The sequence below is a fragment of the Pseudomonas sp. 9Ag genome (assembly GCF_902506445.1).
In the GTDB taxonomy this organism is placed as follows: domain Bacteria; phylum Pseudomonadota; class Gammaproteobacteria; order Pseudomonadales; family Pseudomonadaceae; genus Stutzerimonas; species Stutzerimonas stutzeri_AB.
The window spans coordinates 2,826,550-2,852,811 of the sequence record NZ_LR733836.1 but is presented as its reverse complement, the minus strand read 5'-3'; the positions used below and the strand labels follow the sequence as shown (position 1 = coordinate 2,852,811).

General features: G+C 60.8%; 25 protein-coding genes and 5 tRNA genes. 23 read left to right on the top strand and 7 right to left on the bottom strand.

From position 1 onward, the window contains the following. Positions 1–475: 475 nt before the first annotated feature. Positions 476–551 (bottom strand) — tRNA-Asn (locus ALTERO38_RS12765). Positions 552–602: 51 nt separating this feature from the next. After that, positions 603–1,799, bottom strand: a complete 1,197-nt coding sequence (locus tag ALTERO38_RS12760; protein ID WP_159968629.1) for an amino acid aminotransferase — start codon at positions 1,797–1,799, stop codon at positions 603–605. A 336-nt stretch (positions 1,800–2,135) separates the two neighbouring features. Between ALTERO38_RS12760 and uvrB the strand changes: the two genes are divergently transcribed. After that, positions 2,136–4,154: an excinuclease ABC subunit UvrB gene (uvrB, locus tag ALTERO38_RS12755; RefSeq protein ID WP_159968628.1), complete on the top strand. Its 2,019-nt coding sequence runs from the start codon at positions 2,136–2,138 to the stop codon at positions 4,152–4,154. 108 nt (positions 4,155–4,262) lie between these two features. Here uvrB and ALTERO38_RS12750 read toward each other — a convergent pair whose 3' ends face one another. Together ALTERO38_RS12750 and ALTERO38_RS12745 are read right to left on the bottom strand one after the other, a co-directional pair. Continuing rightward, positions 4,263–5,753: an MDR family MFS transporter gene (locus ALTERO38_RS12750; protein ID WP_178114642.1), complete on the bottom strand. Its 1,491-nt coding sequence runs from the start codon at positions 5,751–5,753 to the stop codon at positions 4,263–4,265. A 49-nt stretch (positions 5,754–5,802) separates the two neighbouring features. Continuing rightward, positions 5,803–6,837 carry an HlyD family secretion protein gene (locus ALTERO38_RS12745; RefSeq protein WP_159968626.1) on the bottom strand — a complete coding sequence of 345 codons (1,035 nt, stop codon included), beginning with the start codon at positions 6,835–6,837 and terminating at the stop codon, positions 5,803–5,805. A 104-nt stretch (positions 6,838–6,941) separates the two neighbouring features. Here ALTERO38_RS12745 and ALTERO38_RS12740 point away from each other — a divergent pair, with 104 nt between their 5' ends. From ALTERO38_RS12740 to ALTERO38_RS12715, 6 genes are all read left to right on the top strand, one after another. Continuing rightward, positions 6,942–7,871 (top strand): LysR family transcriptional regulator, encoded by a 930-nt coding sequence (locus tag ALTERO38_RS12740; RefSeq protein WP_159968625.1) that lies wholly within the window; start codon positions 6,942–6,944, stop codon positions 7,869–7,871. Between the two features lie 63 nt (positions 7,872–7,934). Next, entirely contained in the window at positions 7,935–9,416 is a 1,482-nt protein-coding gene (gene gltX, locus ALTERO38_RS12735; protein WP_148924809.1) for a glutamate--tRNA ligase, read from the top strand. A 168-nt stretch (positions 9,417–9,584) separates the two neighbouring features. Beyond that, positions 9,585–9,660: transfer RNA gene (locus ALTERO38_RS12730), tRNA-Ala, on the top strand. A gap of 49 nt (positions 9,661–9,709) precedes the next feature. After that, a tRNA-Glu gene (locus ALTERO38_RS12725) sits at positions 9,710–9,785 on the top strand. A gap of 50 nt (positions 9,786–9,835) precedes the next feature. Next, positions 9,836–9,911, top strand: a tRNA-Ala gene (locus ALTERO38_RS12720). Between the two features lie 47 nt (positions 9,912–9,958). Then, a tRNA-Glu gene (locus ALTERO38_RS12715) sits at positions 9,959–10,034 on the top strand. Positions 10,035–10,103: 69 nt separating this feature from the next. Here ALTERO38_RS12715 and ALTERO38_RS12710 read toward each other — a convergent pair. Beyond that, the gene (locus ALTERO38_RS12710) at positions 10,104–10,250 is read right to left on the bottom strand and encodes a hypothetical protein (protein ID WP_159968624.1); all 147 of its coding nucleotides are present in this window, start codon (positions 10,248–10,250) and stop codon (positions 10,104–10,106) included. Between ALTERO38_RS12710 and ALTERO38_RS12705 the strand changes: the two genes are divergently transcribed. Next, positions 10,249–10,698 carry a thioesterase family protein gene (locus ALTERO38_RS12705; RefSeq protein WP_159968623.1) on the top strand — a complete coding sequence of 150 codons (450 nt, stop codon included), beginning with the start codon at positions 10,249–10,251 and terminating at the stop codon, positions 10,696–10,698. The genes ALTERO38_RS12710 and ALTERO38_RS12705 overlap by 2 nt on opposite strands. A gap of 12 nt (positions 10,699–10,710) precedes the next feature. Here ALTERO38_RS12705 and ALTERO38_RS12700 read toward each other — a convergent pair whose 3' ends face one another. Next, entirely contained in the window at positions 10,711–10,986 is a 276-nt protein-coding gene (locus ALTERO38_RS12700; RefSeq protein ID WP_148924811.1) for a hypothetical protein, read from the bottom strand. A 397-nt stretch (positions 10,987–11,383) separates the two neighbouring features. Here ALTERO38_RS12700 and dinB point away from each other — a divergent pair, with 397 nt between their 5' ends. From dinB to gspM, 4 genes are all read left to right on the top strand, one after another. After that, positions 11,384–12,424 (top strand): DNA polymerase IV, encoded by a 1,041-nt coding sequence (gene dinB / locus ALTERO38_RS12695; RefSeq protein ID WP_102834703.1) that lies wholly within the window; start codon positions 11,384–11,386, stop codon positions 12,422–12,424. 269 nt (positions 12,425–12,693) lie between these two features. Continuing rightward, positions 12,694–13,614 carry an MSHA biogenesis protein MshI gene (locus tag ALTERO38_RS12690; protein ID WP_159968622.1) on the top strand — a complete coding sequence of 307 codons (921 nt, stop codon included), beginning with the start codon at positions 12,694–12,696 and terminating at the stop codon, positions 13,612–13,614. Then, complete coding sequence (locus ALTERO38_RS12685; RefSeq protein WP_159968621.1) at positions 13,614–14,219, top strand: PilN domain-containing protein; 606 nt, start codon at positions 13,614–13,616, stop codon at positions 14,217–14,219. Before ALTERO38_RS12690 ends, ALTERO38_RS12685 begins: the two co-directional genes overlap by 1 nt. Then, a complete protein-coding gene (gspM, locus tag ALTERO38_RS12680) occupies positions 14,212–14,877 on the top strand; it encodes a type II secretion system protein GspM (protein WP_159968620.1) in 666 nt (221 codons plus the stop codon). The genes ALTERO38_RS12685 and gspM overlap by 8 nt, the downstream gene beginning before the upstream one ends. Before the next feature lie 52 nt (positions 14,878–14,929). Here gspM and ALTERO38_RS12675 read toward each other — a convergent pair whose 3' ends face one another. Next, on the bottom strand, positions 14,930–15,151 hold the full coding sequence (locus ALTERO38_RS12675) for a hypothetical protein (RefSeq protein WP_159968619.1): 222 nt from the start codon (positions 15,149–15,151) through the stop codon (positions 14,930–14,932). A 47-nt stretch (positions 15,152–15,198) separates the two neighbouring features. Here ALTERO38_RS12675 and mshL point away from each other — a divergent pair, with 47 nt between their 5' ends. The 11 genes from mshL to ALTERO38_RS12620 all read left to right on the top strand — a co-directional run bounded on the left by mshL (position 15,199) and on the right by ALTERO38_RS12620 (position 26,261). Then, positions 15,199–16,797, top strand: a complete 1,599-nt coding sequence (gene mshL / locus ALTERO38_RS12670; RefSeq protein WP_148924815.1) for a pilus (MSHA type) biogenesis protein MshL — start codon at positions 15,199–15,201, stop codon at positions 16,795–16,797. 8 nt (positions 16,798–16,805) lie between these two features. Next, on the top strand, positions 16,806–17,738 hold the full coding sequence (locus ALTERO38_RS12665; RefSeq protein ID WP_159968618.1) for an ExeA family protein: 933 nt from the start codon (positions 16,806–16,808) through the stop codon (positions 17,736–17,738). Beyond that, a complete protein-coding gene (locus ALTERO38_RS12660) occupies positions 17,735–19,138 on the top strand; it encodes a lipopolysaccharide assembly protein LapB (RefSeq protein WP_159968617.1) in 1,404 nt (467 codons plus the stop codon). The genes ALTERO38_RS12665 and ALTERO38_RS12660 overlap by 4 nt, the downstream gene beginning before the upstream one ends. Further along, entirely contained in the window at positions 19,135–20,859 is a 1,725-nt protein-coding gene (locus tag ALTERO38_RS12655; RefSeq protein WP_159968616.1) for a GspE/PulE family protein, read from the top strand. The genes ALTERO38_RS12660 and ALTERO38_RS12655 overlap by 4 nt, the downstream gene beginning before the upstream one ends. A 316-nt stretch (positions 20,860–21,175) precedes the next feature. Next, positions 21,176–22,414 (top strand): type II secretion system F family protein, encoded by a 1,239-nt coding sequence (locus ALTERO38_RS12650; protein ID WP_159968615.1) that lies wholly within the window; start codon positions 21,176–21,178, stop codon positions 22,412–22,414. A 107-nt stretch (positions 22,415–22,521) separates the two neighbouring features. After that, complete coding sequence (locus tag ALTERO38_RS12645; protein WP_159968614.1) at positions 22,522–23,046, top strand: type II secretion system protein; 525 nt, start codon at positions 22,522–22,524, stop codon at positions 23,044–23,046. Between the two features lie 20 nt (positions 23,047–23,066). Continuing rightward, the gene (locus ALTERO38_RS21650) at positions 23,067–23,564 is read left to right on the top strand and encodes a prepilin-type N-terminal cleavage/methylation domain-containing protein (RefSeq protein ID WP_148924821.1); all 498 of its coding nucleotides are present in this window, start codon (positions 23,067–23,069) and stop codon (positions 23,562–23,564) included. A gap of 176 nt (positions 23,565–23,740) precedes the next feature. After that, entirely contained in the window at positions 23,741–24,199 is a 459-nt protein-coding gene (locus ALTERO38_RS12635; RefSeq protein ID WP_148924822.1) for a prepilin-type N-terminal cleavage/methylation domain-containing protein, read from the top strand. A 274-nt stretch (positions 24,200–24,473) separates the two neighbouring features. Next, positions 24,474–24,905 carry a prepilin-type N-terminal cleavage/methylation domain-containing protein gene (locus ALTERO38_RS12630; RefSeq protein ID WP_256663894.1) on the top strand — a complete coding sequence of 144 codons (432 nt, stop codon included), beginning with the start codon at positions 24,474–24,476 and terminating at the stop codon, positions 24,903–24,905. Then, entirely contained in the window at positions 24,896–25,759 is an 864-nt protein-coding gene (locus ALTERO38_RS12625) for a PilW family protein (protein ID WP_159968612.1), read from the top strand. Before ALTERO38_RS12630 ends, ALTERO38_RS12625 begins: the two co-directional genes overlap by 10 nt. 124 nt (positions 25,760–25,883) lie before the next feature. Further along, on the top strand, positions 25,884–26,261 hold the full coding sequence (locus ALTERO38_RS12620; RefSeq protein ID WP_256663893.1) for a pilus assembly protein MshP: 378 nt from the start codon (positions 25,884–25,886) through the stop codon (positions 26,259–26,261). Position 26,262 lies beyond the last annotated feature (1 nt).

The window sequence follows — 26,262 nt, the reverse complement described above, 5'->3', positions numbered from 1 at the left end:
GGTTTGCGGGGCATGCCCTTTGTAGGGGCGAGCGTACCTGCGATCAGTGTCTATGCCGTCGCGAAGCAAGCGTTGAGCTCGGTTCGCCAGCAAGCTGGCTCCTACAGGCTGTTCTCGTAACTGATTACTGTCGTACGAAGGCGAAAAGCGCCTGGTTCTCATCTGATGCTTTGACGTCGACTCCGCGGCGTATGTGGCCTGCCAGGAGAGCGCGCTTCGGCGCGGCTCCGTGAATGTGAGCGAAGCGAATAACCTGGGACAGCGTCCCTGGTGAGGGTGCAGCGGATACAAAAAAGCCCCAGACAATCGTCTGAGGCTTCGAAGTTGGCTCCGCGACCTGGACTCGACTGCGCAGCAGAACGCGCTTCGGCGCGGCTCCGTGAGGCTGAGTGAGCCGAATAACCTGGGACAGCGTCCCTGGCGAGAGTCCGGGTGATACAAAAAAGCCCCAGACAATCGTCTGAGGCTTTGAAGTTGGCTCCGCGACCTGGACTCGAACCAGGGACCCAATGATTAACAGTCATTTGCTCTACCGACTGAGCTATCGCGGAACAGCGGTGCGTATCCTAATGATAACTAAGGGGAAGTCAACCCCTCGCCAGTTACAGGACCTGCACGATGGCGTCGGTTACATGGTCCAGATTGCCATGGTTCAGTGCCGCGGCGCAGATGCGGCCGGTGCCGATCGCGTATACGCCGAATTCGACGCGCAGGCGCTCGACCTGAGCGGCCGTGAGTCCTGAGTAAGAGAACATTCCGCGTTGTTTGGCGACAAAGCTGAAATCCTGCTTGGCGCCTTTTTCAGCCAGCTGGCGCACCATGGTCAGGCGCATGTCCTGGATTCGGGTGCGCATCTCGCCGAGTTCGGTCTCCCACATGGCCCGCAATTCCGGGCTGTTGAGCACGGCGGACACCACCGTGGCGCCATGGGTCGGGGGGTTGGAGTAGTTGGTGCGGATCACTCGCTTGATCTGCGAGAGTACGCGGGCTGATTCGTCGCGGCTCTGAGTCACCATCGACAGCGCGCCGACGCGTTCTCCATACAGCGAGAACGACTTGGAGAAGGAGCTGGAGACGAAGAAGCTCATGCCTGATTCGGCGAAAAGGCGCACTGCAGCAGCGTCCTCTTCGATGTTGTCACCGAAGCCCTGATAGGCGATGTCGATAAAGGGTACATGGTCGTTGGCGCGGAGTACTTCGAGGATCTGCTTCCAGTCTTCCGGCTGCAGATCGACACCGGTCGGGTTGTGGCAGCAGGCATGCAGAACGACGATGGAGCGGGGCGGCAGGCTGTTCAGATCTTCGAGCATGCCAGCCCGGTCGATGCCATGGCTGGCCGCGTCGTAATAGCTGTAATTCTGCACAGGAAAGCCGGCGGCCTCGAACAGTGCGCGATGGTTTTCCCAGCTTGGGTTTGTAATGGCCACGACCGCATCGGGCAACATGCGCTTGAGGAAGTCCGCGCCGATCTTGAGTGCGCCGGTGCCGCCCAGTGCCTGGGTGGTGACCACGCGGCCATCGGCAACCAACGCCGAGTCGGCACCGAACAACAGGCCTTGCACGGCCATGTCGTAGCTGGCGATACCTTCGATCGGCAGGTAGCCACGTGGTGCGTTCAGCTCCAGTCGCGCCATCTCGGCGGCAGCGACAGCGCGCAGCAGGGGAATCCGACCTTCTTCGTTGTAGTAGACGCCCACCCCCAGGTTGACCTTGTTCTGCCGCGTGTCGGCATTGAAGGCTTCATTGAGGCCGAGGATCGGATCGCGCGGCGCCATTTCGACAGCGGAGAACAAACTCATGATGGGGAGGCTCGAAGAGAGGAGGTGACTGATGCAGCACCCTCGCTTCGCGCTGAGGGCGGTGCGCAAACGGGGCAAGAGTATAACGGGACTAGGCTTGCGTCGCGATATGCTAGGGCGGTTTTTCTGTCGGTTTAAGCCCAGCGGAGGCCGCGATTTTTCATGGCCTTGCCTGCTCGTCGCCCTAGCACTTGATATCGCTGGGCGAGCCCGCATTGAAAGGGGTTGTGGTTGCTGTGCGCCGCGTTGCCAGCAGCACGTTGCACGTCTGGAAACACCGCCATAGCGGCTCGAATATTCATGTTTCGAGTCGTCTCGCTATCTGAAGAGGTCGATATGTCGCAGTTCGAATTGGTCACGCGCTTCAAGCCAGCCGGAGACCAGCCTGAAGCCATTCGGCAGATGATCGAAGGCATCGAGGCCGGCTTGTCGCACCAGACGTTGCTGGGTGTAACGGGGTCCGGCAAGACCTTCAGCATCGCCAACGTGATCGCCCACGTGCAGCGGCCCACGCTGGTGCTTGCGCCAAACAAGACGTTGGCAGCCCAGCTCTATGGGGAGTTCAAGGCCTTCTTCCCGAACAATGCGGTGGAGTATTTCGTCTCTTACTACGATTACTACCAGCCGGAAGCCTATGTACCGTCGTCCGATACCTTCATCGAGAAGGATGCGTCGATCAATGACCATATCGAGCAGATGCGTTTATCAGCGACCAAGGCGCTGCTGGAGCGGTCGGACGCGATCATCGTGACCACAGTGTCCTGCATCTACGGTCTGGGTAGCCCCGAAACCTACCTGAAAATGGTGCTCCACATCGATCGAGGCGATCGTCTGGATCAGCGTGAGCTGCTGCGCAGACTCACCGGTCTGCAGTACACCCGCAATGAAATGGATTTCGCCCGTGCGACCTTTCGCGTGCGTGGCGATGTGATCGATGTCTATCCGGCCGAATCGGATCTGGAAGCGGTGCGTATCGAGCTGTTCGACGATGAGGTGGAGAGCCTGTCTGCGTTCGACCCGCTGACTGGCGAGGTCATCCGCAAGCTGCCGCGCTTCACTTTTTATCCCAAGAGCCACTACGTCACGCCGCGGGAAACGCTGCTGGACGCCATCGAGAACATCAAGGCGGAGCTGAAAGATCGCCTCGACTACCTGCGTAGCAATAACAAGCTGGTAGAGGCGCAGCGGCTGGAGCAGCGCACCCGTTTCGATCTGGAAATGATCATGGAGCTGGGCTACTGCAACGGCATCGAGAACTACTCTCGCTATCTGTCGGGTCGAGCCTCCGGCGAAGCGCCACCGACCCTCTACGATTACCTGCCGGCCGATGCGTTGCTCGTGATCGACGAGTCCCACGTCAGCGTGCCGCAGGTCGGCGCCATGTACAAAGGCGACCGTTCGCGCAAGGAAACGCTGGTCGAGTACGGGTTTCGGTTGCCCTCGGCTCTTGATAATCGGCCGATGCGTTTCGATGAGTGGGAGGCAATAAGCCCGCAGACGATTTTCGTCTCCGCCACTCCGGGGCCCTATGAGGCGGAACACGCCGGTCGGGTGATCGAGCAGGTGGTGCGTCCTACGGGCCTGGTGGACCCGCAGATCGAGGTGCGGCCGGCCCTGACTCAGGTCGACGATCTGCTCTCGGAAATCAACAAGTGTGTGGTCAAGGAAGAAGAGCGGGTGCTGGTCACGACGCTGACCAAGCGCATGGCTGAAGACCTCACTGACTACCTCGGCGACCACGGCGTGCGGGTGCGTTATCTGCACTCGGACATCGATACCGTGGAGCGGGTTGAGATCATCCGCGACCTGCGCCTGGGTGTGTTCGATGTGTTGGTGGGCATCAACCTGCTGCGCGAAGGTTTGGACATGCCCGAGGTGTCGCTGGTGGCGATCCTCGACGCCGACAAGGAGGGCTTCCTGCGTTCCGAGCGCTCTTTGATCCAGACCATCGGTCGCGCGGCCCGTAACCTCAACGGGCGCGCCATCCTTTATGCCGACAATATGACCGGCTCCATGGAGCGAGCCATTGGCGAAACCGAGCGCCGTCGCAACAAGCAGATCGCCTTCAACGAGGCGCATGGCATCGTTCCGCAAGGGGTTTTCAAGGATGTGAAGGACATTCTCGAAGGCGCCACTGTGCCAGGCTCGCGCAGTAAAAAACGCCGTGGCGAGGCGAAGGCAGCAGAGGAAGCGGCGCGCTACGAAAACGAGCTACGCTCGCCGAGCGAAATCACCAAGCGGATTCGCCAGCTGGAGGAAAAGATGCTCGCCTATGCGCGCGACCTGGAATTCGAGGCCGCCGCGCAGACCCGCGACGAAATCCACAAGCTGCGTGAGCGCTTGCTGCAGGTTTGATGGCTGGCGCTCAGCGCAGGTTCTGATGTGCCTAAGCCGGCGCCGCGGTGCGGGCTTGCAGTCCTGCTGCGTCAAGTTTATCTGCTCCTTTCCATGGCGCCCCCGAGGTCAGTGCGCGGCGCCACCCTTCATGTTCTCGGGCAGATGACGCGTCAGCAGTACCGCGACCATGCTGACCGCCAAGGCAATACCGACGAAGTGGAAGGCATCGTTGTACGCCATGATCATGGCTTGCTGATGCACGATCTCGCTGATTCGTCCCAACGCCGCCTGCTCGCTCCCCAGCTGTTGGGTCAGTGCAGTCAGGCGTTCGGCTACTGCCGGGTTGTTGGGTACGATGGATTCTCGCAGGTAGTCGAAGTAAACCTTGCCGCGGCTGTCCAGCAGGGTGGCGAGCAGGGCGATGCCGATGGCGCCGCCGAGGTTGCGCAGGATGTTGAACAGGCTGGAGGCGGAGCCGGCATCCTGCGGCTGGATGTAGGCGGTGGCGATCAACGAGATGGTTACCATGATCATTGGCTGGCCGAGCGCGCGAACGATCTGGATCGGGTGGAACTGATCGCCGCCGAAGTCGGGATTGAGCGCACCGGAGGCAAAGCTGGATATGCCAAAGAGGGCGAACCCCGCTGCGCAGAGCAGCTTCGGCGGAATGATCTTCATCAGCTTGGGCACCAGCGGAATCAGGAACAGCTGCGGAATGCCCATCCACATGATCACCTGGCCGATCTGCAGCGCGTTGTAGTTCTGAATCTGCGCCAGGTACAGCGGCAGCAGATAGATCGATCCGTAAAGCCCGAGTCCCATGCCCAGGCTGGCGATGCTGGTCAGGCCGAAGTTGCGCTCGCGCAGAATGCCGAGGTTGATCAGCGGGTTGGGGCGCGATAGCTGCAGGATCACAAAAAGGATCAGGCTGACCACGGCCACCGAGCCCAGTTGGACGATCAGGGTCGACTCCAGCCAGTCCTTGCGATGGCCTTCCTCGAGAAATACCTGCAGACAACCCAGCCCCATGGCCAGGGTGACGATGCCTGCGTAGTCCGTGCTCTTGAGCAGCTCCCAGTGCGGTGGCTTCTTTTCCAGGCCGTACAGCAGGCCCGCGATCATCAGCAGGCCGGGCGGCACGTTGATGTAGAAGATGTATTCCCAGCCCCAGCTCTCGGTGAGCCAGCCTCCCAAAGTCGGGCCGATCGAGGGTGCAAAGGTCGCCGTGATGGCGAACAGTGCCATGCCTTTGGCGCGGTGGTGGTCGGGCAGTTTGATCAGCGTCAGGGTAAAGGCCAGCGGAATCAGCGCGCCGCCGGTAAAGCCCTGCATCGCTCGAAACACGATCATGCTCTCGAGGTTCCAGGCGAAGGAGCAGAGCAGGGAGGAGATCAGAAAACCAATCGACACCCATACCGCCAGCCGGCGCGCCGAGAGCAATTGCACCAGCCAGGCCGTGAGCGGAATCATGATGATTTCCGCGACCAGATAGGACGTCGAAATCCAGGAGCCTTCCTCCAGCGTGGCGGACAACGCGCCTTGGATGTCCTTCAGCGAAGAGTTGGTGATCTGAATATCCAGTACCGCCATGAACGCACCCAGCATGACGCTCATCACGGCAATCCAGTCACGCCGGCTGGGCTCGCCAACCGGCCGAATCAGCGCATCAGCGGCCACGGATATCGATCTTCACATCCACCGACATGCCGGGGCGGATGCGGCCCTTGAGCGGGTTGTCGCTGGCGAAGGTCACTTTGACGGGGATGCGTTGAACCACTTTGGTGAAGTTACCGGTGGCGTTGTCAGGCGGCAGCAAGCTGAACTGAGCGCCGGATGCGGGAGACAAGCTTTCGACACGGCCTTCGATAGGCGTATCGGGATAGCTGTCGAAGGTCAGCTCTGCGCGCTGGCCTTCCTGCATTGGGCCAATCTGGGTTTCCTTGAAGTTGGCCTGCACCCAGATCTCCTCGTCGGGAACGATGGACATCAGGTACGCGCCGACAGGCACATACTGGCCGCTGCGCGCCGACCGCTGGCCGACGATGCCGCTGATGGGCGAGCGGATTTCCGTGCGGCTCAGGTTGAGCTCGGCTTGCTCGATTTCAGCTTGAGCGCTGGCGATCTGCGCTTGCAGACGCTTGACGTCAGCATCCAGGGCCTCCACCTGCTGGCGCTGAGCTGTCAGATCAGCTTCAGCCTTTTGCCGTTGGGAGCGGGCGACCTTTGCGTCTGCAGAGAGCGTAGTGACACGTTCCTCCGAGATGAAGCCGGGCTTACGTAGCGCTTCGACCCGCGACAGGTCCATCTGGCTCCGTTCGAGATTGGCCTGAGCCGCGCCGACCGACGCCTGGCTGGCAGCGATTGTGCTGCTCTGCTGTGCCAGTCGGCTTCGCGCCTGGGCGAGTTCTGCCTCACGGATGGCGAGGTTGGCTCGGGCTTGCTCGAGTGCCAGGCGGAAATCGCCCGGTTCCAGCGTCACCAGCAGGTCTCCGGGTTTCACATGCTGATTGTCCTGAACGTGAACCTGTTCGATACGGGCAGGAAGCTGGCTGGATACACGCGTGATCTCACCTTGCACATAAGCATTGTCGGTGTGCTCGTAATAGCGGCCAACAAAGTACCAGTGAGCGAAAAAGGCAGCCGCCACCAGCAGGACCAGGGCAATGAAAATGAACAGTCGGCGTTTCAGCTTGGCGGGCATGTCGTCGCTCTTGGCCGGTAAGTGAGCCGGGCAATCTATCAGTGTTCCGGTTCTGTAATAAGCCGTTACAATCGCTAAACTTTGTTGCGTATAAGGAACAATGGATGGGCCTGGACGACGCGTTGATTTTCACCCGGGTGGTGGAGTGCCACAGTTTCACTCAAGCGGCCACAAGCCTAGGAATGCAGAAATCCACTGTGAGCCGGCGCATCGTCCAGCTCGAAGAGCGACTCGGTGTTCGGCTTATCCACCGCACCACAAGGCGTTTGCGCCTGACCGAAGTCGGCCAGGCCTACTACGAGCGCTGCCGGCAGATCATGCTCGACTTTGCCGAGGCCGAGCAGACGGTGATGCAGCTTCAGCAGGCACCGGCAGGTTTGCTGCGGATCACCGCGCCGATTGAGGTTGGTCAGTGGATTCTGGGACGGGTGCTGGGGGAATTCATGCGCCTGTATCCGGATATCAACGCTGAGGTCGAGTTGGCCTCAAGGCCGGTCGATCCCGTGGAGGAGGGCGTGGATATCGCCATATCGGTCGGACAACCGCAGGATTCAACGTTGATCGCGCGCAAGCTATTCGAGACGCGGCGTCGACTTTGCGCAAGCCCAGACTATCTGGCTCGGCATGGTGTGCCGATGCAAGTTGAGGACCTGGCCAGTCATCGTGCGATCACGCTGTCGCGCGATCCGGTTCGCTATTGGCCCATCACCGAGCGGAACATCAGCTGCCGTCGCGTGTTGACCTGCAACAACATCACCTTCGCCCGCGAAGCGGCCTTGGCCGGCGCCGGTATCGCGGCATTGCCAACCATGATCACTGATCAGGAGGTGCGTGATGGGCATCTGGTGGAGCTCTTGCCCGACGTCTTATTACCGACCGGAGAGGTCTATGCGGTGTACCCAACGCGTCGATTTCAGGCGATGAAGGTCAAGGCCTTTCTCGACTTCCTGATGCAATCGCTGCCGGTTGTCGAGGGTCGTCTGGTGGAGCCGGTAGAGGCACGCCTGCTAACATCGCGCCTTTACACGCGCTGACTCAGCCGACCGAGCCGGTTATCGCAGCCGCCGTGTCTTCTTGTGCCTTGATTCGAGAACATCATGACCACCGTTCGCACCCGCATCGCACCATCTCCCACCGGCGATCCACACGTCGGCACCGCTTATATCGCGTTGTTCAATCTCTGCTTCGCACGCCAGCACGGCGGCCAGTTCATCCTGCGCATTGAAGACACGGACCAGTTGCGCTCCACGCGTGAGTCGGAACAACAGATCTATGACGCGCTGCGCTGGTTGGGTATCGAGTGGGACGAAGGCCCGGACGTGGGCGGCCCGCACGGCCCCTATCGGCAGAGCGAGCGCGGCGAGATCTACAAGAAGTACTCCGACGAGCTGGTCGCCAAGGGCCATGCCTTTCCCTGCTTCTGCAGTGCCGAGCGTCTGGATCAGGTCCGTGCCGAGCAGATGGCGAACAAGGAAACGCCGCGCTACGACGGCCACTGCATGAATATTTCGGCCGAGACCTCGCAACAGCGTATCGCGGCAGGCGAGTCGCACGTGATCCGCATGAAGGTCCCGAGCGAGGGCGTGTGTCAGGTCAATGACATGCTGCGCGGGACGGTCGAGATCGGCTGGGATCGCATGGACATGCAGGTGCTGATGAAGGCTGATGGCCTGCCGACCTACTTCCTGGCCAACGTCGTTGACGACCACCTGATGGGCATCACCCATGTGCTACGCGGCGAGGAGTGGCTGCCATCGGCGCCGAAACTGATCAAGCTGTACGAGTATTTCGGTTGGGAACAGCCGCAGCTCTGCTATATGCCGCTGCTGCGCAACCCGGACAAGAGCAAGCTTTCCAAGCGCAAGAATCCGACCTCGGTGACCTTCTACGAGCGCATGGGCTTCATGCCCGAAGCGATGCTCAACTACCTGGGCCGCATGGGTTGGTCGATGCCGGACGAACGCGAAAAATTCACCCTGGCGGAAATGATCGAGCACTTCGACATCAACCGCGTCTCTTTGGGTGGGCCGATTTTCGACGTCGAGAAGCTGTCCTGGCTCAATGGTCAGTGGCTGCGCGAGCTGCCGGTCGAGCAGTTCGCACACGAGGTGCAGAAGTGGGCATTCAACCCTGACTACATGATGAAGATTGCGCCCCATGTGCAGCAGCGTGTCGAGACCTTCAGTCAGATCGCGCCATTGGCAGGGTTCTTTTTCTCCGGCGCATTGACGCTCGATCCGGCCTTGTTCGAGCACAAAAAGCTCGACGGCACCCAGGTCCGTCAGGTGCTGCAGCTGACGCTGTGGAAGCTGGAAGCGCTGCGTCAGTGGGACAAAGAGCGCATTACCGAGTGCATCCAGGCGGTTGGGGGGCATCTCGAATTGAAGCTGCGCGATGTCATGCCCTTGATGTTCGCCTCGATCACTGGCCAGGCCAGCTCCGTGTCGGTACTCGACGCCATGGAAATCATCGGGCCAGACCTGACCCGCTTCCGCCTGCGTCAGGCGCTGGAGTTGTTGGGCGGCGCCTCGAAGAAGGAAGTGAAGGAGTGGGAGAAGCTCTTCGCTGCGATGGGCTGACCCGCGATTGCTTCATGGGCGGCGGTTGGCGCTGCGCCGCAGTTGTCCGCCGCTTGCCACTCGTCGCCGGTAAGTATTTGTTCTGATGCCAAAAAATCTTCGGGGTCAGGCAAAAATATCGTTGACACTCCGAGAGGCCACACCTAATATGCGCCCCGTCCTCGAGATGGGGCTATAGCTCAGCTGGGAGAGCGCTTGCATGGCATGCAAGAGGTCGACGGTTCGATCCCGTCTAGCTCCACCAATCTCGATTGCCACACCGGTTCACGCCGGTTGCCTTTGAAGGGCTTTGCGTCCCCTTCGTCTAGTGGCCTAGGACACCGCCCTTTCACGGCGGTAACAGGGGTTCGAGTCCCCTAGGGGACGCCATTATTAAAATCGCAACGCGAAAGCGAGGCGAGTCGAGAGACGTTAAATCCGGGGCTATAGCTCAGCTGGGAGAGCGCTTGCATGGCATGCAAGAGGTCGACGGTTCGATCCCGTCTAGCTCCACCAATCCACGACAGAACGTAGCGACTTACGGTCTGTTCATCGAAGGTTTCGTCCCCTTCGTCTAGTGGCCTAGGACACCGCCCTTTCACGGCGGTAACAGGGGTTCGAGTCCCCTAGGGGACGCCATTTTTTTGCCCGGTTTGGGCACCGAAGGGTCATTTCTCACGAAATGACCCTTTTTGTTTTGCCTGTAATTCAGCGCAGCGTCATCAATCTGAAGTGAACCGTCATGCTGAATGGCTCGTCATAGATGTCCGCAGTACGCGTGACAATCATCCGTGTGTGGCTTCCAATAGGCGATACGGCCGCATAGGCGGCGCACTGCACAGCGAGGGTATGCATGATCTGGGACCAGGCGGACGCATTCGTCATCGACATTGAGGTGCAATCCGAGCACATCGACGAGCTCGGCCACGCTAACAATGCGGTGTATGTGACCTGGCTGGAAACATGCGCCTGGCGGCATTCACAGAACCTAGGGCTGGGGTTGGAGGATTATCGCCGTCTGGATCGCGCGATGGCCGTGCTGCGGCACGAGATCGACTATGTGGCTGCTGCGTATAAGGGCGATCAATTGCAGCTCGGCACCTGGATCGTGGACTCTGATCAGCGCCTGAAGATGAAGCGTAATTTCCAGTTGATCAGGACAGCAGACCAGGTGACGCTGCTGCGTGCGCAAACCACGTTCGTCTGCATCCAGCTGTCCACCGGCAAGCCCAAACGCATGCCGGGCGAGTTCGTCGAGGGGTACGGCAAGGCGTTGGTTCAGCCTTATCCCCTCGAACTCTGATGCCTGTACCGGTCAGCGCTGTTCTGGCTTGCTGACGTCTGCCTCGCGACGTTCCTCGGCATCGCCGCGCCAGTCGTCCTGCACCTCGTTTTCCATTTTCTGCTCGAGGGTCTTGGGATCATTCTTGATGTTCGCCGTATTGGCGCGCTGGTGGTTTTCGTTCATCGCGCTGCCCTGGGCGGTGCTGGATAAGCCAAGGTCGTCGTCCTGCATGGCTTCCTGATTGGCCATGGCGCCGGTCGCAAGCAGGCTGGTGAAAACGGCAGTGGCAATACTCAAGGTCTTCATCGGTCATCCTCCGGGTAGCTTGGAAGTGTTTGCTGCTCTACCTCTTAAAATCCGACTCGGTAGCCCGGAAATTGTTCGTGGATAGCCCCTGCCGCCGGGCGTGCAAGCGTTGGCGTAGCCTCTAGCGCAGCGCTTTCGTGCGTCTTACCTCTGGTCGGTTTGCCGTGTGAGTGGCTTGCTCAGTTGGGTAATTACTCTGTTTGAAGGGCAAGCAGCTAATTTTTCTGGACGGTTCTCAGGTTGACGCCTCGCTTATCCGCTCATCCCCGCCATATCCTCGTCGCCGCCCGGATCGGCCATAATGTCGGGCGGCCCGCTTCGCTCTTGATGACCTTGTGCAAGAGGCGCGGCGTTTCAGTCCACTCACGAGTTTCCTACCGTTAGCCCGTCCAGAAAAATCATCCATGTCGATTGCGATTGCTTCTATGCCGCGATCGAAATGCGTGACGATCCCAGCCTCGCCAACCGGCCCATAGCGGTCGGTGGCTTGGCTGATCGGCGCGGCGTGATTGCAACCTGCAACTACGAAGCTCGCGCATACGGCGTTCGCTCGGCGATGGCCTCCGGACATGCGCTGAAGCTCTGTCCGGATCTGCTGATTGTGCGGCCCCGGATGGATGCCTATAAGGAAGCGTCCCGCGAAATCCACGGGATCTTTCGAACCTACACCGATCTCATCGAACCCCTGTCGCTCGACGAGGCCTTTCTCGATGTGAGTGGCTGCGAGCATTTTGCCGGCAGTGCCACGCGTATCGCTCAGGACATCCGCCGGCGAGTCTGGCAGCAGCTGCGCATCACGGTGTCGGCAGGCGTCGCGCCCAACAAGTTTCTGGCGAAGATCGCCAGCGATTGGAACAAGCCGGACGGACTGTTCGTGATTACCCCGGATCAGGTGGACGACTTCGTACTCGCACTGCCGGTCACCAAACTCCATGGTGTCGGCCGAGTGACGGCGGAGAAGCTGAAGCGCATGGGTATTCACACCTGCGCTGACCTGCGCAGCTGGAGGCGCCTTGATCTGGTTCGGGATTTCGGCTCGTTCGGTGAGCGGCTCTGGGGGCTGGCGCATGGCGTCGACGAGCGCCTGGTTCAGGTCGAGAGCCGGCGCCAATCGGTCAGCGTCGAGAACACGTACGAGCGCGACTTGCCTGACCTCGCCGCCTGCCTTGAGTGCCTCCCGGAGCTGCTCGAGCAGCTCGCCGGCAGAATGGCCCGACTCGATAGTGGCTACCGTCCCGGCAAGCCTTTCGTGAAGCTGAAGTTCCATGACTTCACCCAGACGACCCTCGAACAGTCCGGGGCCGGACTGGAGCTTGAAGACTATTCCGATCTTCTGGCAGGCGCCTTCGCCCGTGGCAAGCGACCGGTGCGGCTGATTGGTGTCGGGGTTCGCCTGATTGACCTGCGTAGCGGCTTCGAGCAGTTGCGGTTGTTTTAGGTCACCACCCGTCGGTCGATCGTCTCTGTCAAAAATTATCCAGCTTTCTGGTACGCCTGTTGCTGCAGGCGTAGCGGCGTTGCCGAAAAGGTCACTTTTCCGGCGCGGCTCCATCTGAAGCGTGCACGGGTGACGGTGATTGGACTGGGCAACGCATTTTGTTAGGCTTCCCGCGGCAAGGGTGGCAATCTGATATCAGGCTGGGTGAGTGTGTTCCGTCTCGTGTTTACAGTTGTGCAAGTCGCGAAGCGGCAGGAGTGCCTTCCCTGATGGGGCTATTTTTCAAGCGTCGCAAAGCCGCTGCAGCCGGGCTGCTGGGCCTCGAATTCGCGCCGCAAGGCGTCGCGCTCGCGCAGGTTCGGCGCGCTGACGGCGAGGCACCACAGTTGCTGCGTTGCGACTACCTCGAAGGTCAGCCGGAGGCGCAAGCCGAGTTGCTCAGGCAAGTCGTTGCCGACCATGGCCTGAGCGGTATGCCGGTGAATCTCCTGCTGCACCCTTCGGCTTATCAGATGTTCCTGCTGGAAGCGCCCGAGGTTCCGGCCGAAGAGCTGCGTGACGCCATGCGCTGGCGCGTCAAGGATCTGCTCAGCGAACCGCTTGAAGACGTTGTCATCGATTGCTTCAGCCTTCCTGAAGATGCCTACCGTGGCCGCACGCGCATGGTCTATTGCGTGGTGCTGAAAAAGTCCCGGATGAACGAGTTTCGCTCGCTCGTTCAGCAGGCCGGCCTGACCTTGGCAAGCATTGATATCACCGAGATGGCCTTTCGCAACCTAGGGCTGCTGGCCGGCGCCGATGCCATCAATCTGGCGCTGTTGCGCCTGCGCACCAGCGAAGGCTTGATTAGTGTGCAGAATGGCGCCGAACTCTACATGGCGCGGCGTATCGAACACGGCCTGGCGCGTGCCGAGCAGGACTTGTCCAGCATGACCCTGGAAATCCAACGCTCGCTTGATTATTACGAAAGCCAACTGGGCAAAGGCTATATCAGCCGCCTACTGCTGCTGCCGATGAAACAGGACGGTGAGCGGACCCACCAGGCGCTGGCGGCCGGGTTGGCAGTCAATCTGCAACGGATGGATCTGCGCGAGCTGTTCCCGGGTCAACCGGCGGCCGAACTCTCCGAATCGAGCCAGGCCTTCTGTATCGGCGCGGTCGGCGCCGCCCTGCGTCAGGATGAAGTCTGATGCAGAACATCAACCTCTATCAACGCGAGCGCCGTAGCGGCGGCGGACCACGGCCCAGGCATATGCTGCTTGGCGCCATAACGGTTATCGCAGTGCTGGCGATCCATGGCGCATGGCAGGGTTGGCAGCTGCATGCCGCCGGCCAAGCGGCCGTAGTTGCCGAACAACAGGCCGCGCAGGCTGAGGCCCGGCTAGACGTGGTCAAAGCGGATTTCCGCGAGCCGACACTCGATCCGCGGCTTCCGCTGCAGCTGGCCGCGCGCGAAGCCGAGAACCGCGAACTGCAACGACTGGCCGACCATCTTAAAACGCTCGATGCGCAGCGCAGCAGCGGCTTCTCGGCGTTGCTGCAGGGTTTGGCTGATCGCCACCCGCCGCACGGGCTGTGGCTGACGCAGATTCGCCTGCAGGCGGGAGGGGATGAGATGGCACTGCTGGGGCTGACGCAGGATCAGGAACTTCTTCCGCTCTATTTGCAGAGTCTGGGCCAAAGCAGCGCGTTTAGCGGGCGAGCGTTTGCCCGGTTCGAGATTCAGCGCGACGACAGCGATCTGCTGCAATTCCGCTTGTCCTCGCAAGCCGTGACGGAGCAGGACGATGAATAAGCTCATCCAGCATTGGCAGGCCCTGGCGCCGCGTGAGCAATGGCTGACCTACGGCGTCGGGTTGGCACTGCTGATCATGCTCTACGTCCTGCTGATCGCCGAGCCGCTGGGCTTGCGCATCGCGGCCGAAGGCAGTCGGCAACAGGACGCGCATACCCGTCTCCTCGCGGCCGACAACAGCATCCTCGAAATCCAGGCCAAGCTCGCGGCTGATCCGAACCTGAGCTACCGCCAGGCCTTGGCGGCCGCTCAGACCAGCCACGACAACCTGTTGCAGCGCATTGATCTGGAAACCAGCACGCTGATATCACCGGCACGGATGAAGGCGCTGCTGCAGGATCTCTTGCGCAACCAGGCCAAGCTGAAACTGGTCGCCCTGCAGAGTTCGAGCGGGCCCCTTGCTGTGCCTTCAGCGGTAACGGCTGATAACAAAGAACAGAAGACGCCGCCGGTGGTGTTCTACCGCCACGGCCTGCGCCTGACGCTGGAAGGTGGCTATTTCGATCTGCTGGCGTATCTCAACGCAATCCAGGCAAGTGGCTGGCGCTTGCATTGGGACAGCCTGAATTACGAAGTCGGAGAGGAGGGCGCTAGCCGGGCTCGCGTCATCCTCGACTTGCATACCTTGAGTCGCGATGCGGGGTGGGTTGGTGTTTAAGTCTGCAGTCAACACGATCTGCTTGGCCGCGCTGTGTTTCACCGCGCCGGTCTTAGCCCTGGATCCTACCCAACCGCCGACCGGGCGGCTCGCTGCTGATGCGCCGGCAGAGGCTGCGGCCAGCTTGCATCTGCAGGCGATCCTGCGAGGTCCCGGGCGTGCCAGTGCCGTGATCAACGGAAACATCCTGCGGGTTGGAGATCGAGTGGGGGATGCCCGCATCCTCGCAGTCCACCGGCACGCCGTCGTCATCGATCGCGAGGGTAAGCAGCAAGAGCTGCACCTGAGCACCCCCATCATTCAAATGAGCCGTACCCAGCCATGATGCCGACCCAGATGTCTCGCTTCGGCGTGTTGAGCCTGTTCTGCCTGCTGTCTGCCTGCCAGACCTTTGAAGACGGCGACAAACGCCTGTACGAGCAGAGCAATCGTCTGTTCGAGGAAAGCCTGGAACAGAATCAGCTGAAGGTTGTTCCGCCGGTTTCGGTACAGGCCGGTCTGATTCCGCCGCTGGCAGCTGACAACCTGGTCGTGTCGGGGCCTCGTTTCGATGTGGCCGTCAGCGACATGCCGGCCCGCGAATTTTTCCTGAGCCTGATGGAAAGCGCTGGGGAGAATCTGCTGGTGCATCCCGGGGTGACCGGCAACGTGACCTTCAGCCTGCGTAATGTCACCCTCGAAGAAACACTGGCGGCGGTGCGAGATAGCTACGGCTACGATTACCGCCGCACTGCCTACGGCTATCAGATCCAGCCCAATCAGGCGATCACCCGCACCTACGATCTGGACTACCTGAACGTCCAGCGCCAGGGGATGACCGATACCCGCGTGAGTTCCGGTCAGGTCACCAGCAGTGACAGTACCGGTGTGGGCGCGGCAGGCACCACGACCAGCAGCACCTCCTCGACCGTGAACGCCAGCCAATTGCTGACCACCAGCAATGTGGACTTCTGGAGTGAAGTACGCGCGGTGATCGAAATGATGATTGGCGGCGAAGAAGGCAATCAGGTCGTGGTCAATCCGCAAAGCGGCTTGCTCGTGGTGCGCGCCTCCAGCGCAGACCAGCAGGCGGTGGAACGTTTTCTCGCGCTGGCGCAGCGCAACCTGCAGCGTCAGGTCATCCTCGAAACCAAGATTCTCGAAGTGAACCTGTCCGATGGCTTCCAGTCCGGGATCAACTGGGCGCAGCTCGGCAGCATGGGCAATGCCGATTTCAGCCTCGGCGTGCAAGGCGACACCCTGAGCGGACCGAACAGTGTTGGTGGTGTGTTCAGTGCCGCTGTGCAGGTCGGCGATTTCAGCGGTGTGCTGCAGCTATTGGAGACCCAGGGCGAGGTGCGGGTGCTGTCCAGTCCGCGGATTTCGACCCTGAACAACCAGAAGGCGGTGATCAAGGTCGGGACCGACGAGTTCTTCGTGACCGATGTCTCGACCACCACCACTTCCCTGGTGGGCGGCACCACCGCGCCGGATCTGGACATCACCCTGACTCCGTTCTTCTCCGGCATCTCGCTGGACGTCACCCCGCAGATCGATGAAAGCGGCCAGGTCACGCTGCATGTGCGGCCTACTGTCAGCCGCGTGCAGGACCAGAACAAGAGCATCCAGTTGGGCGGCTCGGACAACGTCTTCAATCTGCCGCTGGCACTCTCGACCACGCGTCAGTCCGACTCCATTGTGCGCGCTCGCAGCGGTCAGGTTGTAGTGATCGGCGGCCTCTTGGAAAACCGCAACACCAACACTGACGCGAACATTCCCTGGGCGTCGAAGCTGCCGATAGTCGGCACGTTGTTTCAGCAGCAGCGCAAAGCCCTGCTGCAGACCGAGCTGGTGATCCTCATGCGGCCGCAAGTAGTGGACGATCAGGTCTGGCTGGATGATCTGCGCAAATCCGCCGAATCCTTCCGGTCGACCAGGTAACGGCCGGTATGTACGAAGCATTTTTCGGCCTGCGCGAGAAGCCCTTCGCGCTAACGCCGAACACCGGCTTCATGGTCCAGCTGGCGCCGTACCAGGCCTGCCTCAATCTGCTGCGGGTGGCATTGGGCGAGGGCGAGGGCTTCATCAAGGTCACCGGTGAGGTGGGCACGGGCAAGACGCTACTGTGCCGCGCGCTGCTCAACGAACTGGACGCTGCCCAGTACCAGGTCGCTTGGCTGCCGAATCCGACGTTGACGCCGATGGCCTTGCGCCAGGCGCTGGCGCAAGAGCTGCATATAGCCGGGGCGGCGGAGCTGGATAACCACGGCCTGCTCACCGCGCTCCATGCGCGCCTGATCCAGCTGGCCGGGCAGGGCAAGAGCACTGTGCTGCTGATCGACGAAGCCCAGGCGCTGCCGACAGCGACGCTGGAAGCCTTGCGTCTGCTGACCAACCTCGAGACCGAACAGCGCAAGCTGCTGCAGGTGGTGCTGTTCGGCCAGCCGGAACTGGACGCGACGCTGGCCCGTGAAGACTTTCGCCAGCTGCGTCAGCGCATCACTTTTTCCTATAGCCTGCGGCCGCTGGATGTCAGCGATGCTACTCGCTACCTGCAAGAGCGGCTGGCCGTGGCCGGCCACCGTGGCGAGCCGTTGTTCAAGGCTGCGGCGGTGCGATTGCTGGTGCGCGGCAGTGGCGGCATTCCACGCTTGCTCAACATTCTGGCGAACAAGTGCCTGATGGTGGCGTTCGGCGAAGGGTCTCGTCAGGTCCTGGCCCGTCATGTCCGCCGTGCGTTGCACGATACCGAAGGGGCAAAGCCATTCTGGCGAAGTGCCTCAAGACTGCTGGGTTGGAAGATCGCTGCTGGCGGCTTGTCACTGGTGCTGATCGTCGGTGCCTGGCCCTGGCTAGCGCACCTCGCCGAGGTGCTGCCGTGAGCTTGGTCAATGACATGTTGCGGGATCTGGAGACCCGCCGCGCCGCGCCGGCCGAACGTGAGCAACTGGGCAGCCTCTACGCCGTGGACGAGGCCGCCGCGGCAAGGCGTGAGCGTCATGGGCGCATGCGTCGTGGCTTGCTGGTCGCCGCGGCCCTCGTGGTAGCGGCCGTTGGGCTGTTCCTGCTTTCAGAACGCCTGCAGCCGGTTGCCAAGCCACCAGTCGTCTCAGCCCCTGTTGTCCCGGCACTGATCGAAGAGGTTGCACCGCCGCCAGAGGTTGTCGCCACGACGCGGCTGCTGGATGTGTTGCCACAAAACGACGGGCGGCGTTTCGTCCTGCAACTGCTTCTTGATCGATCCGTCAGCTACCAGCGAGTCGATACGACCGGGTCGGTCAGCTTCCGGCTCAACGATGTGCAGTTCACAGGCGAGGCGCGCACCGGGCGCATCGAAAAAGCCGGGCAAACGCTGTCGTGGCGCGTCGAGCCGCAGGACGGCGATGTCAATGTGCTGATCATCGGTTTCGGCGACCAGCTGAACGTCGCTGATCGCCTCGAATCGATTGGTGAACGCTCGCAGCTCTGGCTCGACGTGTCGCTTGGCAGCGCCGCTGAAGCCGACCCGCAGACCCTATCGCTGCCAGTTGCCGAATCGCCGGATATGGACGAGGAATTGCCGGACTGGGTGACCCGTGAAGTCGAGCCGGCTGAGACGCTCAACGAGCCGGCCCGCCTTAAGCCGTCACCAGAGCCCATGGCCGTGCCCCGCGCTGCAGTTGCTGCAGAACCCGTTGCTCCCTCAGCGAAAGCAAATCTCACCATCGGTGCGCATCAGCCCGATCCCCTCGCGCAAGCCCGCAGCGCTCTGGATCGAGGTGATCATCTAGCGGCTATTCAGCAATTGCAGGCACTGCATCAGGCACAACCGGACAACCCGGAGATCAGCCGCTGGCTGGCTCGTGCTTACCTCAGTGCCGGCGACACCGCCGCATTGTTCAAGTGGCTGCCGGCTCAGCTACAGGCGCGTCCGTTCGATGCCGAGCTGCGCGAGCTGCTCGCGCGCGGACAGCTACAGCTCGGGGATCAAGACGCAGCCATCGCGACGCTGCAGCAGAGCGCGCCGCCACTGCAGCGTCACACGGCGTATCACGCGCTGCTGGCTGCGCTCTACCAGCAGGTCAACGACTGGTCCGCAAGCGCTGCGACCTACCGCCAGCTGATCGCCGTTCAACCCGGGCAGGGCGCCTGGCAGCTTGGCCTGGCTATCGCGCTGGAACAACTCGATCAGCCGGCGCAGGCCGGCCGGCATTACCGGCTCGCTCTTCAAGGGCAGGGGTTGGATGAAAGCGCGCGTCGGTTCGCCACCGAACGCGCCGGTCCACTCGGAGGCACGCAATGACTCAGGATATCCGCCAGCGCAAGATTCGCCTCGGCGATCTCCTGGTCCAAGCCGGGCTGATCAGTGACGCTCAGTTGCAGCTCGCGCTGCAGGACCAGAAGCGGACCGGCTCTAAGCTCGGGCGCACGGTGCTGGACCTTGGCTTTATCGATGAAGGCCGCCTGCTCAGGGCGCTGTCCGAGCAGTTGCAGATTCCCTTCGTCGAGCTCAAACACTACAAGTTCGATAATCAGCTGACGCAGAGCCTGCCCGAGGCGGTGGCGCGACGTTTCCGCGTGATCGTGCTGTCACGCCAGGCCGAGGGCGTGCTGGTCGGCATGACCGACCCACTCGACCTGTTCGCGCAGGACGAGATGGAGCGCATGCTGGGCAAGCGGGTGTTCCCGGCCGTGGTGCGTGAAAGCGAATTGCTCGGCGCGCTCGACCAGCTCTACCGCCGGACAAGTGAAATCGCCTCGCTGGCCGGTGAGCTGGAAGGCGAACTGCAGGAAAGCGATTTCGACCTCTCGCGCCTTGGTGCCGAAAGCAACAGTGACGCACCCGTGGTGCGGCTGCTGCAGACGCTGTTCGAAGATGCGGTACAGATGAAAGCCTCGGACATCCATATCGAGCCGGACGAAGGCGTGGTGCGGATCCGTCAGCGTATCGACGGCGTGCTCAATGAGCAGGTGATGAAGGAGCACCGCGTCGCCTCGGCGCTGGTCATGCGCTTGAAGATCATGTCGGGTCTGGATATCTCCGAAAAACGTCTGCCGCAGGACGGCCGCTTCAATATCCGGGTCAAGAGCCGCAACCTCGACGTGCGGGTTTCGACCATGCCCGTGCAGTTCGGTGAGTCGGTGGTGATGCGCCTGCTCGACCAGAGCGGGGCGATGTTCCAACTCGACGGCACCGGCATGCCGGCAGCGATGCTCGAACGCTTCCGTCGCTTGCTGCAACGTCCCCACGGCATGGTGCTGGTCACTGGCCCGACCGGCTCGGGCAAGACCACCACGCTCTATGCAGGACTTTCGGAGCTGAATAGCCCGGAAAAGAAGATCATCACCGTGGAAGATCCGGTGGAATACCGCCTGCCACGAATCAACCAGGTGCAGGTTAACGCCAAGATCGACCTGACCTTTGCCCGCGTGTTGCGTGCCGCCCTGCGTCAGGACCCGGACATCGTCCTGGTCGGCGAGATCCGTGATCAGGAAACCGCCGAGATCGGCCTGCGCGCGGCGCTGACCGGCCACCTTGTGCTGTCGACGCTGCACACCAACGACGCCTTGACCTCGGCCATGCGCCTGATCGACATGGGCGTGGAGCCCTTCCTCGTCGCCACGGCGCTCAACGCGGTGCTGGCCCAGCGTTTGATTCGCCGCGTCTGCGAGAACTGCCAGGAAGAGCACCAGCCGGATCCGCGCCAGCTGGCTTGGCTGGAGACGCTGCATGGCGGCTCGCTCGCCGACAAGCGTTTCCGTCGCGGCAGCGGCTGCCACCAGTGCCACAACAGCGGGTACAGCGGCCGGATTGGCGTCTACGAACTGCTCGAACTCGATGAGCCAATGATCGCTGCGCTGCGCCGGGGTGATCCGCAAGGTTTTGCCGAAGCGGCACGCCAGCAACCGCACTACCGGCCGCTGGCTGAATGCGCGCTTGATTACGCCATCGCCGGCATCACCAGCGTCGATGAAGTGCTCAAGGTTTGCGCGACCCTCGCGGATGACGAGGTGACGGCGTGAACGCCCAGCATCGGTCTGGCCACGCTGCTCTCGTAGGAGCCAGCATGCTGGCGAACAAAGCGTGCAGGGCCAGCCGCCAAATAGTTTTTGTAAGCGTCAGCTTGCTGACGAATGCGCAATGCACGCTACTGAACTGCGTTCGCGAGCAAGCTCGCTCCCACAGACGCGTGGCTTCCTCGGAATTCTTCAGAAAGCTTGATCATCACGTCCGCACCAACGCTCCCTCGCCCCTCTGGGGAGAGGGCTGGGGTGAGGGGACGCTTTTGGGTTGTGCACAGAGCCGACGCGGCCTGCGAACAGCTGGAGCACCCATCTAGTGCCCACGTTCCGATACACCGGGCGCAACGCCCAGGGCGCCAAGATCAGCGGCGCACTCGAGGGCGCCAGCGCCAATTCCGTTGCGGGCGAACTGCTGTCACGGCAAATCACCCCGCTGACCATCGAGGCCAGCGAGAGCCAGACGGGCAGCGGCGATGCGTTGGTGATGCTGCGCGAACAGCTGCGCCGCAAGCGCGTCGATCTGGATGAGCTGATCATCTTCAGTCGTCAGATGTACAGCCTGAGCAAGGCGGGCGTGCCGATCATCCGCGCTATCGGCGGTCTGGCAGAGTCGAACCGAAACCTGTTCTTCCGCCACATCCTGCAGGACGTGCGCTCCAGCCTGGAAAGCGGCCAGTCGATGGCCGTGGCGATGAATGCGCACCCCAAGGTGTTCAACAACCTGTTCGTCAGCATGGTCAGCGTCGGCGAGAACACAGGCCAGCTTGATCAGGCGTTCAAGCAACTGGCGGCCTACCTTGAGCTGGAGCGTGAAACGCGCAAGCGCATCAAGCAGGCGACCCGCTACCCGATATTCGTCATGGTCGCCATGGGCGTCGCGCTGGCGGTGATCAACCTGCTAGTGATCCCGGCTTTCGCCAAGGTCTTCGCTCAGTTCCACGCCCAGCTGCCCTGGGCCACTCGTGTGCTTATCGGCACCTCCAACTTCATGCGCGATTGGTGGTGGTTACTGCTGCTCGGCATCGTCGGTGGGCTCTACGCCTTCTTCAAATGGATCGAGACCGACCCAGGTCAACTCAAGTGGGACCGGATCAAGTTACGTTTGCCCATCGTCGGCGGCATTTTCGAACGCATCGCCCTGGCGCGCTTCACCCGTACCTTCGCAATGATGTACCGCGCCGGCGTGCCGTTGCTGCAAACCCTCTCGATCAACAGCGCCAGCGTCGGCAACCAGCATATCGGTCAGGCGATTCTCGGCATCCGCGAAAGCGTTGAGCGCGGCGAAGCGCTGACTCGCTCTGCCCACAACTCCGGTCTGTTTACACCGCTTGTCCTGCAAATGATGGCGGTCGGTGAAGAAACCGGCGCACTGGACGACCTCTTTATCGAAGTCGCCGACTTCTACGAGCAGGAAGTCGACTACGACCTCAAGCAATTGGCCGAAGCCATCGAACCGATTCTCATCGTCTGCATGGGCGTGATGGTGCTGGTGCTGGCGCTGGGCGTATTTCTGCCGATGTGGGAGCTGGGTAGTGCAGCGCAGGGGAGAGGGTGATGAGCTTCGAGATACACGAACATAGAAGCGATCCGACAGGCACGGCGGTTGCAAAGTGCCCAATCATAGGCAAGCAGATGACTGAAAATCGACAGCGGACAAGCGGAATGCAGCGATACAAGGGCTTCACGATGATCGAACTGGTGGTGGTCATCGCCATCCTCGGCATCCTAGCAGCGGTGGCGTTGCCGCACTTTATCGACTCCGCCAAGGACGCCCACCGCGCCAGCGTGCGCAGCGCAGGCGGTGCGCTAACGTCTGCCGTCTCGCTGCTGCGTGGCCAGTACGAACTGAACCGAAACGGGGGCAGCAATACCTGCCTGGCCGGAAACTGCCAGATCAACGTGCAGGGCTACGGCAATGGCGCGATGGATGTGAATGCCAACGGCTGGCCGGTCGGCACAGAACGCAGCGGCACCCCGCTCGCTAACACCAGCATGTCTGCCGATGAATGCCGCAACCTCTGGAGCAATCTGCTGCAGGCCTCCTCGCAGAGCCTGACCGGCAGCAACCCGGCATTGACCGCTACAGCCAACGGCACCCGCTGCCTGTACACCTACAACCTCGATGGCGGTGACGACGTCATCGAATACAACGCCAATACCGGCGAAGTTTTCATCAACTTCAACTGAGTCAACAAGGAGCGAAAACTATGAAAAAGCAACAGAGCGGTTTCACCATGATTGAGTTGATTATGGTTATTGTGATTTTGGGGATTTTGGCGGCAGTGGCTTTGCCGAAATTCGCAGATTTTGGTTCCGATGCCCGGGCCGCATCCATTAATGGTGCTTTGGGGTCTGCTAAGTCGGCCAGTGCTATTGTGCATTCTGCTTATTTAATGGGGAAAGCAAGTACTACAGGCGAGGGTGAGGCGGCGGTGACCAAAGTTACTCTTGAAGGTACAGATATAACGCTGGCGAATGGCTATCCCGCTAATGCAGCTGAGCTTGTGAAGGCGGCCGGAATGACCGGTGATTTCAAAGCTTCGGGTAGCCGAATAGAGCAAGCTGGTAATACATATACAAATTGCGCTTTCACATATACCGCGCCATTGGCTGCAGGTGGAGCACCCACGTTTGCGGGTATCACTGGTGAAGGCGAAGGCGCAACTACTACTAACCTTCCGGTCATCGCTGATAATTGCAGGTAATTTGCTCTCCGAAGTAGGGCGGTTGCAACCCGCCTTTGACGGTAACCTTGCTTTGGTTCGGCGGATTGCATCCGCCCTGCAATGCTATACCGCACCCTGGCTTTTGGCCGGGGTGCGCAATTTCAGAAGGCTGGTTGATTTCAGGTTCCTTCCCGCTTCGATGACAGGGCTGGCCAATGGTTAGGCAGCGCGGTTTCACGATCGTCGAGTTGATCATGGTGGTCATGATCCTCGGTATCATCTCCGCCGTGGCCCTTCCGCGCTTTTTCGATCGAAAGACTTTCGATGAGCGCTTTTATTTCGAAGAAGTTCTTTCGTCTGTTCGTTATGCACAGCAGTTGGCGGTGGCGAGTGGTTGTTCAATAAAAGTTTTGGTCGATCACGATGGCTATCGATTGACCTATGCAAAAGATTGTGGCGATGGAGCGACTGATCCCAAGATCAACGATCTTGTTGCTGATCCATCGGGTGGGGTTTATCAAGGTGCTAACGAGCGCCATGTAAAAATTAATAAAAACTTGGTTGTGACATTCGACTCTCTCGGGGCGGCCAGTCCTACCGATAGCGTCGAATTCGCAGATGGAAGTTTCAAGCTAACTGTCCACTCCACCGGTTTTATCGAGGAAGGCCAATGACTCGGACCCAGACCGTAGATTGGGTTGAGCCTGCGAAGCCCAACGAGCAGAGAAAAAGGCGCCACGGCGGCACGCTCCTGCCACCGCTTCGATGCACATTGGACTTGGACGTGACACGTTCCAACCACAGCCTGCCGGGTACAAAAGTAGGGTGGATGACGCTTCACCCATCCACCAATGTGAGACAGCCCCAGATCCTCATTCCGAATAAACGGTGGAAAACGCATCGCGGTCTTCCACCCTACGGATTTCCTACTGTGCGGAGATCATTACCATGACCCGCGCTCAACGCGGCATGACTCTGGTCGAGCTGGTCATCACCATCGTGATCATCGGTATCGCCGCCGCCGCGCTGTTTTCCGCCATGGCCGCCATTACTGCTCGCTCGGCCGACCCGCTGCTGCGCGAGCAAAGCCTGATGATTGCGGAGAGCTACCTGGAGGCAGCCTTAGCGCTTCCATATGGACAATTAAGTTCAGCGGCGCAAGGACCCACGCCGCCGCAGGATGTGGACAAAAGACCTATCGGTGAGCTAAGAGGCTACTCGGTGCGGGTGGCAGTAGACAGCGGCGCCAGCCTGAATGGCGTGGATGCCACATATATCGAGGTGATCGTACTCGACCCGCAAAAGCAATCTATACAGCTGTCAGGATGGCGCACCTGTTACGGTGAGTACGACGCTGCCGGAAACGGCCTATGCCCATGAAGCTTCAAGACGGGGCACTCCGCCGCCAGGCGTCTAGACGCGGGATCTGTGTCCAGGGTTTTACCCTGGTCGAACTGGTTATGGTCATCGCGCTGGCCGGCGTCGTCGCGGTTATGGTCGGCACGGTCATGTCGCGGCCCTTGCAGGGCTTTGCGGATCATCGCCTGCGGGCAGAGCTGACCGATCTGGCTGCCACCGCGCTAAACCGGATGGCGCGTGACATTCGGCTAGCCGTACCAAACTCCGTTGTCGTAGCCGACGCGGGTGACGAAATCCGGCTTATCCCGATCGCGGCGGCCGGTCGCTATCGTGCGAATCAGCCGGACCCAGCCGGTCCGCGCCAGGACCCTCCAGTCTGCACCCAGCCATCCGGCGCTTCCTGTGCGATCGATATTCTCAGCCCAATCGAGCCGGCAGATAGCAAGGACAACAAGCACTGGCTGATCATTTACAACACCGGTTCGCTTGTCGGGCGCCCCGAGGCCGTCGATGGGGCGGTCTCGCCGATTTCACCCAAGGCCTTCACCTGGAAAAATGGGGTGCTTAAGGCGGATCTATGGAGTTTCCGCTTCGAATTCGCCTCACCGCAGCATCGGTTCTTCCTGGCCGACCGGGTCATCGGTTATCGCTGCCAAGCCGGCGCGCTCGTTCGTGCCGAGTTCGACGAGCTCGATGGGTCTGACTACTCGCGAGCCGCCAAAGTGGTCGATCACGTCGACTGCAGCCGGAGCCGGTTTGCTTACGACACCAGCACCCATACACGTAACGGCGTCGTAACGCTCAAGCTGGTGTTGGCCAATGACGGTGGAGCCATCACGTTGCTTCAGCAGGTTCAGGTCGACAATGCACCCTGATTCCCCCCACGCCGTACGCCGTACGAGCCGGCGATTCCCGCTAACGCCGGTCGCCCACAAGCACAGCGCGCTTGGCTCGCTCCTTCCAGGCCGCCAGCAGCGGGGATTCGGCCTGGTCGCGGCGATGTTCCTGATCATCGTGGTCGCCGGAGCGATTGCGTCCATGTGGCGTATGTCGGTCACGCAAACTGCAACCAACAATTTGTCTCTGCAACAGTCCCGTGCGTATCAGGCTGCGCGGGCGGGAATCGAGTGGGGCATATCCAGCGCGCTCGCGGGCAACTGCTCGCTTGTGAATCCAAGCTTTACACCGGACGGTTTCGCAGAACAGTTTCGCGTGGATGTTTCTTGCGAGAAGACAGAAGGGTCGACGCCCCTGCCGGAAGAAGGAGTCTCGACCGTTACCTTTTTCAGCATTACCAGCGCGGCCGAATACGCTTCGCCAGGCACCCCGGATCACGCCTATCGCCGTTTGAATGCCGTCGTGGAAAAGGAAGACTGAC

Excerpts from the sequence above, each read along its gene's own strand:
- ALTERO38_RS12760 (WP_159968629.1), bottom strand. The coding sequence starts at position 1,799 with ATGAGTTTGTTCTCCGCTGTCGAAATGGCGCCGCGCGATCCGATCCTC.
- uvrB (WP_159968628.1), top strand. The coding sequence starts at position 2,136 with ATGTCGCAGTTCGAATTGGTCACGCGCTTCAAGCCAGCCGGAGACCAG.
- ALTERO38_RS12745 (WP_159968626.1), bottom strand. The coding sequence starts at position 6,837 with ATGCCCGCCAAGCTGAAACGCCGACTGTTCATTTTCATTGCCCTGGTC.
- ALTERO38_RS12740 (WP_159968625.1), top strand. The coding sequence starts at position 6,942 with ATGGGCCTGGACGACGCGTTGATTTTCACCCGGGTGGTGGAGTGCCAC.
- gltX (WP_148924809.1), top strand. The coding sequence starts at position 7,935 with ATGACCACCGTTCGCACCCGCATCGCACCATCTCCCACCGGCGATCCA.
- ALTERO38_RS12705 (WP_159968623.1), top strand. The coding sequence starts at position 10,249 with ATGATCTGGGACCAGGCGGACGCATTCGTCATCGACATTGAGGTGCAA.
- ALTERO38_RS12710 (WP_159968624.1), bottom strand. The coding sequence starts at position 10,250 with ATGCATACCCTCGCTGTGCAGTGCGCCGCCTATGCGGCCGTATCGCCT.
- ALTERO38_RS12700 (WP_148924811.1), bottom strand. The coding sequence starts at position 10,986 with ATGAAGACCTTGAGTATTGCCACTGCCGTTTTCACCAGCCTGCTTGCG.
- ALTERO38_RS12690 (WP_159968622.1), top strand. The coding sequence starts at position 12,694 with ATGGGGCTATTTTTCAAGCGTCGCAAAGCCGCTGCAGCCGGGCTGCTG.
- ALTERO38_RS12685 (WP_159968621.1), top strand. The coding sequence starts at position 13,614 with ATGCAGAACATCAACCTCTATCAACGCGAGCGCCGTAGCGGCGGCGGA.
- gspM (WP_159968620.1), top strand. The coding sequence starts at position 14,212 with ATGAATAAGCTCATCCAGCATTGGCAGGCCCTGGCGCCGCGTGAGCAA.
- mshL (WP_148924815.1), top strand. The coding sequence starts at position 15,199 with ATGATGCCGACCCAGATGTCTCGCTTCGGCGTGTTGAGCCTGTTCTGC.
- ALTERO38_RS12665 (WP_159968618.1), top strand. The coding sequence starts at position 16,806 with ATGTACGAAGCATTTTTCGGCCTGCGCGAGAAGCCCTTCGCGCTAACG.
- ALTERO38_RS12655 (WP_159968616.1), top strand. The coding sequence starts at position 19,135 with ATGACTCAGGATATCCGCCAGCGCAAGATTCGCCTCGGCGATCTCCTG.
- ALTERO38_RS12645 (WP_159968614.1), top strand. The coding sequence starts at position 22,522 with ATGCAGCGATACAAGGGCTTCACGATGATCGAACTGGTGGTGGTCATC.
- ALTERO38_RS21650 (WP_148924821.1), top strand. The coding sequence starts at position 23,067 with ATGAAAAAGCAACAGAGCGGTTTCACCATGATTGAGTTGATTATGGTT.
- ALTERO38_RS12635 (WP_148924822.1), top strand. The coding sequence starts at position 23,741 with ATGGTTAGGCAGCGCGGTTTCACGATCGTCGAGTTGATCATGGTGGTC.
- ALTERO38_RS12630 (WP_256663894.1), top strand. The coding sequence starts at position 24,474 with ATGACCCGCGCTCAACGCGGCATGACTCTGGTCGAGCTGGTCATCACC.
- ALTERO38_RS12625 (WP_159968612.1), top strand. The coding sequence starts at position 24,896 with ATGCCCATGAAGCTTCAAGACGGGGCACTCCGCCGCCAGGCGTCTAGA.
- ALTERO38_RS12620 (WP_256663893.1), top strand. The coding sequence starts at position 25,884 with ATGTTCCTGATCATCGTGGTCGCCGGAGCGATTGCGTCCATGTGGCGT.